Raw genomic sequence first — 7,374 nt, forward strand, 5'->3', positions numbered from 1 at the left:
GCGCGGGGGTGATTCCGCAGTAGCATTCGCGAGAATATCCCGTTAAGGTAGCGATTCCACCCAACCCAGTGCGCCTCAACCCGAAAGGAGTCAGCCCATGAGCCTGATGAAGGAATTCAAGGAATTCGCCATGCGCGGCAACGTCATCGACCTCGCCGTCGGCGTGATCATTGGCGGCGCATTCGGCAAGATTGTCGACTCCCTGGTCAAGGACATCGTGATGCCGGTTGTCGGCCGGCTGATCGGCGGCGTGGATTTCGGCCAGTTGTACATCAACCTCGGCAGCGAGTCCTTCGACACCTTGGCCGCGGCAGAAAAAGCCGGGGCGCCGCTGATCAAATATGGCAACTTCATCAATACCTCGATCAACTTCCTGATCATCGCATTTGCCATCTTCATCGCAATCAAGGCCATCAACAAGCTCAAGCGCGCAGAACCGCCTGCCCCCCCGCCCGCGCCGGCGCCGGAGCCGGAAGACATCAAGCTGCTGCGCGAAATCCGCGACGCGCTCAAGCAGCGTAGCTGAACACGCAACAACAAGGCCTTCCCGCGACACGCAAGCGTGTCGCGGGAAGGCCTTGTTTTCGAGGTTGCCGATCAGCCGTAGGCACCGACGAAAGGATTGTTCTCGCGCTCCTCACCGAAGGTCGAGGTCGGCCCGTGTCCGGGCACGAAGGTGATGTCGTCCCCCAGCGGAAAAAGCTTGTTGCGGATGGAATTGATCAGCGTCTGATGGTCGCCACGCGGAAAGTCGGTACGCCCGATGGAGCCGGCAAAGAGCACATCACCGACCAGCGCCAGCTTCGATTCGGGATGCACGAATACCACATGACCGGGTGTATGCCCCGGCGTGTGGATCACCTTCAGCGTCTGCTCCCCCACCGTCACCGTATCACCGTCATGTAGCCAGCGATCCGGGGTGAAGGTTTCGACGTCGGGAAAACCGAACATCCTGCTCTGCTGCGCCATGCCATCGAGCCAGAAGCGGTCTTCTTCCTGCGGCCCTTCGACCGGCACACCGAGTTCGCGCGCCAGTTTCGCAGTGCCGCCGGCATGATCGATGTGACCATGGGTGACGAGAATCTTCTCGACACTGACGCCAAGCACCTTGGCCGCGGCATGGATGCGGTCGAGATCGCCACCGGGGTCGACTACTGCGGCCTTGCGCGTCTTGTCGCACCAGATAATGCTGCAGTTCTGCTCGAAAGGCGTAACGGGAACAATGCGGACGTCGATCATATTGGCTGGATAAAGGAAAAAGCCGGACCGCCATGATACCCCGTCCGGCGCAGCGGACGGCCATGCCCGGCCTGTCCCGTGCGCAGGTTGCCGCCTTACTGACCCGCGTTGGGGAAGAACAGCTGCTCACCCCCGATCTTGTAGCTGGCAATTTCGGCCTGCCCTGCCGGTGACACCACCCAGTCGACGAACTTCTGCGCCTCGGCGGCCTTCACGTGCGGATGCTTGGCCGGGTTGACGACCATCACGCCATACTGGTTGAACAGCCGCGAATCGCCCTCGACCAGCACCTTGAGGTCGGCCCGGTTCTTGAAGTTGAGCCAGGTACCGCGATCAGCCAGCACGTAGGCGCCGGACGAAGCCGCCATGTTGAGCGCCGGCCCCATGCCACAACCGCATTCCTTGTAACCGCTCCCCTTGCTGGCCTCGCTGCCTGCGAGCTTCCAGTAGCGCAGTTCGGCCGCATTGGTACCGCTCTTGTCGCCGCGGGAGACGAAGCTGCCGTTTGCGGCAGCCAGTTTCTTCAGCGCCTCGACGATATCCTTGCCGCGCACGCCGGCGGGGTCGGCCTCGGGCCCGATGAGCACGAAGTCGTTGTACATCACCGGAAAGCGCTTCACCCCGTAGCCTTCGGCGACGAACTTCTCTTCAGCGGCGGCGTCATGCACGAACAGCACATCGGCATCGCCGCGACGGCCTGTCTCCAGCGCCTGCCCGGTACCTTGCGCCACAACCTTGACGTCCACGCCGGTGGCCTTGGTGAAAGCCGGCAGCAAGTGGGAAAAAAGACCGGACTGTTCGGTCGAGGTGGTGGAGGCCATGACGATGGACTCCGCCGAAGCAGTCGAAAATATCGACAGCAGTGCCACCAGTACACATGCCTTTCGGGTGCCACCAAAGCTCGGGCCTGACAATTTCATGAGACTCCTCCATGCGGATAAGCGGTCGCAGCAAACGACGACCGTGCGTGATTTGGAGTAACGTAAGCGCCCATATCACTAACATCAATATGAAGCGTCGTGCATAGGATCAACTTCCACTACACCATCGGTACCGACTCCAGCCCGGCACGGGTGCGCAATCCACTGATCGACCTGTTGCAGGCTGTCGCCGAAAGCGGCTCGATTTCGGCTGCGGCAAAGCAGCTCGGACTATCCTATCGTCATGTATGGGGCGAACTCAGGCGCTGGGAGGAAAACCTCGGGCAGAGCATGATCGTATGGGACAAAGGGCAGGCGGCCCGCCTGACCGAGTTCGGCACCAAGCTGATGTGGGCCGAGCGCCAGGCGCAGGCGAGGCTGTTGCCGCAGATCGAGGCCTTGCGGGCCGACCTCGAACGCGCCTATGCCGTCGCCTTCGACGACACTGCCCATGTCCTGACCATGTACGCCAGCCATGACGAAGCGCTTGCCGCACTGCAGGAACAGGCTCGCCAACCCACGCATCGGCTGCATCTCGACATCCGCTACACCGGCAGTGTGGATGCGATCCGCGCGCTCAACGAGGGGCGTTGCATGATGGCGGGCTTTCACACCCTGGTCGGCGTCGGCGCCGGCAGCCTGGCTCAGCGCACCTACAAACCGCTGCTGCGCCCCGGCCTGCATAAGCTGATCGGCTTTGCCCTGCGCACGCAAGGCCTGATCGTCGCACGCGGCAACCCGCTGGCACTGCATTCGCTGGCCGACCTGCGCCTACGCAAGGCACGCTTTGCCAATCGCACGCTCGGTACCGGCACCCGGGTGTTGTTCGACGAACTGCTGGCGCAGGCAGGCATTCCCGCAGACGCCATCAACGGCTATGCGCAGTCCGAACCTTCTCACGCGGCAGTGGCCCAGGCGGTCGCCTCCGGGCATGCCGACGCAGGGCTAGGCATCAAGGCGACCGCAAGGGCACGCGGGCTGGACTTCATTCCGCTGGCCGAAGAGCACTATCACCTGGCGTGCCTGAAATCCGAACTCGATCGCCCTGCGGTCACCACCTTGCTGTCGCTGCTGCGGGCCGAGGCATGGAAATCCCGCCTGGCGGGGCTCGCCGGCTATCAGCCTTCACATAGCGGCGAGATCCTGTCGATGCGCGCGGTATTACCCTGGTGGACCTATCGCAGCCCGCGCCACCCCGCCCCGGACGCCGCACCCTGACCCCGCCTTTCAACGAGATGGGTCGGTATGCCCGGATCAGGCGAACAGCGAGTACAGCATCTTGGCGCTCAACAGCATCAGGACCCCGGCAAAAACCTTCTTCAGCGTCGCCACCGGCAGACGGTGGGCCAGGCCTGCTCCGAGCGGCGCGACGAAGACACTGACGACGCTGACCAGCAGCAAGGCGGGCAGGTAGATGAAGCCGAGGGACAGCGGCGGTGTTCCGGCAGCGCCCCAGCCATTGATCAGGTAACCCACTGTACCGGCCACCGCAATCGGCAGGCCGATCGCGGCAGAGGTGCCGATGGCGTGCTGGACCTTGACATTGCACCAGGTCATGAAGGGCACCGACAGCGAGCCGCCGCCGATCGCCACCAGCGCCGACACCGCACCGATGCCCACGCCCACCAGCGTCGTCACGGCGCCACCCGGCAGTTCGCGCGACGGTTTGGGCTTGGCGTTGATCAGCATCTGCACCGAAACGTAGCTCATGAAACAGACGAAGAAGATCGCCAGCGGTACGGTATCGACCCGCGATGCGACAAAGGTACCACCGAAGGTTCCGAGCAGGATGCCCGGCGTGATCAGGCGCACGATACGCCAGCGCACCGCACCGCGCGCATGATGCGCACGCAGGCTGGATACCGAGGTCAGGACGATGGCGGCCATCGATGTTCCCAACGCCAGATGCATCACCTGCTCATGCGCAAAACCCTGCGCCACGAAGAATGTCGCCAGCATCGGCACCATGATGCCACCACCACCGACGCCAAGCAGACCGGCAAAAAAACCGACCACTGCGCCCAGCAAGAGATACGCGAACCACCACAGGTCGAATTCCATTCCGGCTACTGTCCCAAGGCGCGGCGATGACGGTCATCGCCGCAAAGGCGGAATGGTGGCCAGTTCGTCCGCATGACGCAAGACCCGACGCGATCGGCGCAGGGTGGCCAAACCCATAGTGCCGCGCCGCCACTGTGCCGACCGCCCCATCTTCGCGCTAAAGTTCCGCCATGGAACAGCACGCTCACCCACTCATGCCAAGCGGTCCGCGCTGGAGAGATTATTTCGTCGCGACGCTGGCCGTTGGCGCCGTCGCCGCCGTCGGCGCCCCTTTACTGGGCACCTTCGATCTCGCCAACGTCGCCATGCTGTTTCCGCTGGTGGTCCTGGTCGCGGCGGTCCGTCTGGGGCGGGGCCCAGCCGTGCTGGCGGCCTTTCTGTCGGTTGCGCTGTTTGATTTCTTCTTCGTCCACCCCCACTTCACTTTCGCCGTCAGCGATTTCCAGTACTTGCTGACATTCGCGGTGCTGCTGGCAGTAGCGCTGATCACTGCAGCGCTGGCCGCCCGTCTCGGCGAACAGCGCGACGCGGCCGAGACGCGTGGCCGGGAAGCCCGCCTGCTTTGCGGAACCGCCCAGGCCCTGTCGGCGGCGGTCAGCGCCGAAGAAATTGGCGCATTGCGAGCGCAGAGCGTATTCACGCTGGACGGGAATGCCCCCGAATCGCTGCGCGAGACCTACGCCAGTCTGTTTTCCACAGCGCTCGAGCGCGTGCACTATCAGGCCGAGGCTGAGCGCCGCCGCGTCGAAGCCGAAGCGGAGCGCATGCGCAGTGCGCTGCTGGCAACACTGTCGCACGATCTGCGCACGCCGCTGACGGCGCTTGCGGGGCTGGCCGAATCCCTGCCCCTTGCCGGCCCTCCCCTGCCCGCTTCGCAGGCGGAGCTGGCCGACGCCATTCGCACCGAAGCGTTGCGCATCCACGCCCTCGCACGTGACCTGCTCGATCTCGCCCGCCTGCAATCGGGCACAGTGACGCTGCGCCGCGAATGGTTGCCGATCGAAGAAGTCGTCGGCGCCGCCCTGCGCGCGCAAGGCGCCGCGATCGGCGCGCATGAGCTCACCCTCGCACTGCCGGACAGTCTTCCGCTGGTCGAACTGGACCCGGTGCTGATGGAACGGGTGTTGTGCAATCTGATTGAAAATGCGGCGCATCACACCCCCTGTGGCGGCCAGATCACCGTTGGCGCGGTCGCCACGGGAAATACGCTCACGCTTGCGGTCAGCGACAATGGCCCCGGGCTGCCCGCGGCAGGCAGCCCGCCCGCCGGTACCGGACTGGGGCTCGTCATCGTACGCGCGATCATCGAAGCGCATGGCGGCACGATGAACATCGACAGCCCGCCTGGTGGTGGCGTCCGGGTCAATCTGCACCTCCCGCTGTCGACGCCGCCCCTGTCACCGGAACTCGAAGAATGAAAGAAACCCGATCCCACCCGCCAGCCATACTCGTCGTGGACGACGAGGCAGGCATTCGCCGCTTCGTGCGCACCGCGCTGGAGGCGGCCACCTGCGTGGTCAGCGATGCGGACTGTGCCGCGCGGGCGCGGATCGAACTGGGTGCACGCGTGCCCGATTTGCTCATCCTCGATCTCGGCCTACCGGACGAGGACGGACTCGCTGTGCTGGCATCGCTGCGCGCCTGGTCGGAGATGCCGGTGCTTGTACTGTCGGCCCGCAGTGACGAGCACGACAAGGTCGCCGCGCTCGATGCCGGCGCTGATGACTATCTCACCAAGCCCTTCGGCATCGCGGAGCTCCAGGCCCGGGTCAGGGCGCTGCTGAGGCGCTCGCTCCGACCTGCAGAGAGGCAGGACAGCGTGCGCTTCGGCGACATCGAGGTCGATCTGGTGCAACGCAGGGTGACGCGCCATGGCGAACCGGTGCATCTGACACCGATCGAATTCAAGTTGCTGTGCCATCTCATCGCACACACCGGACGCGTACTGACCCATCGCCAGCTGCTCACTGCGGTGTGGGGGCCGAACCACGTCGAACGCAATCACTACCTGCGGGTATATATGGGCGGGCTGCGGCGCAAACTCGAACGGACCCCAGCCTTTCCGGCCCATATACTGACGGAGTCGGGCGTCGGCTATCGCCTGGTGCCCTGACGGTCTGTTGCCATGCAGCCGGACGAGGCCGTTCAGCGCCGCCAGAAGGTTGGGGTGAGCACGACCAGCAGCGTGAAGATCTCCAGCCGTCCGAGAATCATCGAAAAACTCAACACCCAGGTCTGAAAGTCGGTCAGTGCCTGATAGTTGGACGCCGGCCCGACCTCGCCCAAACCCGGCCCCGCATTGTTGAGACAAGCAACCACACCGGAGAACGCGGTAATCAGGTCGAGCCCGGTGGCTGCGAGCAGCAAGGTGAGCGTCACGATGGTGACCATGTACATGAAGCTGAATGCCAGCACCGCGTGCAGCACACTTTCGGACACGGCCTGGCGCCCCAGCCTCAGTGGCAGGACGGCACTGGGGTGCAGGGAGCGCATGATCTCGCGATAGGATTGCTTGTAGAGGATGATTGCACGCATCATCTTGATGCCACCGCCCGTCGACCCCGAACATGCAGCGAAACTGCTCAGGAAGAGCACGCAGATCTGCGCGAACATCGGCCACAGGGTGTAATCGTAGGTAGCCAGCCCGAGCGACGTCGCCAGCGAAATCGCATGAAAGGCAACGTAGCGCAGCGTGGTCGGCATGTCGTCATAGACGTGGAACTGCAGCAGATAGATCGTCAGGCCAATGATCGTGACCGCCAGCGTGCCGAAAAACCACGGCACCTCGGGATCCAGCGCGTAGGCGCGCGGGCTGCGTCGGACCAGGGCCACATAATGGGTCGCGAAGTTCACGCCCGACAGCAGCGCAAACGTCATCGTGACCAGCTCGATGGGCAGACTGTTGAATCCGCCGAGACTGGCGTCGCGATCCGAAAACCCGCCCAGCCCCATGATGGAGAAGGCATGGATGACCGCCTCCCACGGCTTCATTCCAGCCCACCACAGCGAGAATCCGCAGGCCACGGTCAGCATCGCATAGACGGTCCACAAACCCTTTGCGGTCTCTGCAATGCGCGGCGTCAGGCCCGACTCCTTCATCGGTCCCGGCGTTTCGGCCTTGAACACCTGCCGCCCGCCAATCCCCAGCAGCGGC

The 7,374-nt window shown here is 63.9% G+C and carries 8 protein-coding genes; 4 read left to right on the forward strand and 4 right to left on the reverse strand.

The window, feature by feature from the left end; all coding sequences use genetic code 11:
• The first annotated feature begins 97 nt into the window (after positions 1-97).
• A complete protein-coding gene (gene mscL, locus J5J83_RS11755; RefSeq protein ID WP_212349308.1) occupies positions 98-526 on the forward strand; it encodes a large conductance mechanosensitive channel protein MscL in 429 nt (142 codons plus the stop codon).
• 71 nt (positions 527-597) lie between these two features.
• Here mscL and J5J83_RS11760 read toward each other — a convergent pair whose 3' ends face one another.
• Together J5J83_RS11760 and J5J83_RS11765 are read right to left on the reverse strand one after the other, a co-directional pair.
• A complete protein-coding gene (locus tag J5J83_RS11760) occupies positions 598-1,239 on the reverse strand; it encodes an MBL fold metallo-hydrolase (protein WP_249115696.1) in 642 nt (213 codons plus the stop codon).
• Between the two features lie 95 nt (positions 1,240-1,334).
• Positions 1,335-2,159 carry an extracellular solute-binding protein gene (locus J5J83_RS11765; protein WP_212349310.1) on the reverse strand — a complete coding sequence of 275 codons (825 nt, stop codon included), beginning with the start codon at positions 2,157-2,159 and terminating at the stop codon, positions 1,335-1,337.
• A 99-nt stretch (positions 2,160-2,258) separates the two neighbouring features.
• On the opposite strand from J5J83_RS11765, the gene J5J83_RS11770 reads away from it, so the two are divergent.
• Entirely contained in the window at positions 2,259-3,377 is a 1,119-nt protein-coding gene (locus J5J83_RS11770; RefSeq protein WP_212349312.1) for a substrate-binding domain-containing protein, read from the forward strand.
• 36 nt (positions 3,378-3,413) lie between these two features.
• Here the strand turns inward: J5J83_RS11770 and J5J83_RS11775 are convergent, their stop codons facing one another.
• Positions 3,414-4,220, reverse strand: coding sequence for a sulfite exporter TauE/SafE family protein (locus J5J83_RS11775; RefSeq protein WP_212349314.1), 807 nt, complete (start codon positions 4,218-4,220; stop codon positions 3,414-3,416).
• Between the two features lie 194 nt (positions 4,221-4,414).
• Between J5J83_RS11775 and J5J83_RS22985 the strand changes: the two genes are divergently transcribed.
• Complete coding sequence (locus J5J83_RS22985; RefSeq protein ID WP_249115697.1) at positions 4,415-5,638, forward strand: DUF4118 domain-containing protein; 1,224 nt, start codon at positions 4,415-4,417, stop codon at positions 5,636-5,638.
• Positions 5,635-6,333, forward strand: coding sequence for a response regulator (locus tag J5J83_RS11790; protein ID WP_212349316.1), 699 nt, complete (start codon positions 5,635-5,637; stop codon positions 6,331-6,333). The genes J5J83_RS22985 and J5J83_RS11790 overlap by 4 nt, the downstream gene beginning before the upstream one ends.
• 32 nt (positions 6,334-6,365) lie before the next feature.
• Here the strand turns inward: J5J83_RS11790 and J5J83_RS11795 are convergent.
• A partial coding sequence (locus tag J5J83_RS11795; RefSeq protein WP_212349318.1) for a potassium transporter TrkG occupies positions 6,366-7,374 on the reverse strand: 1,009 nt, incomplete at its 5' end.

This window comes from Azoarcus sp. L1K30, assembly GCF_018122735.1.
Classification (GTDB): Bacteria; Pseudomonadota; Gammaproteobacteria; order Burkholderiales; family Rhodocyclaceae; genus Parazoarcus.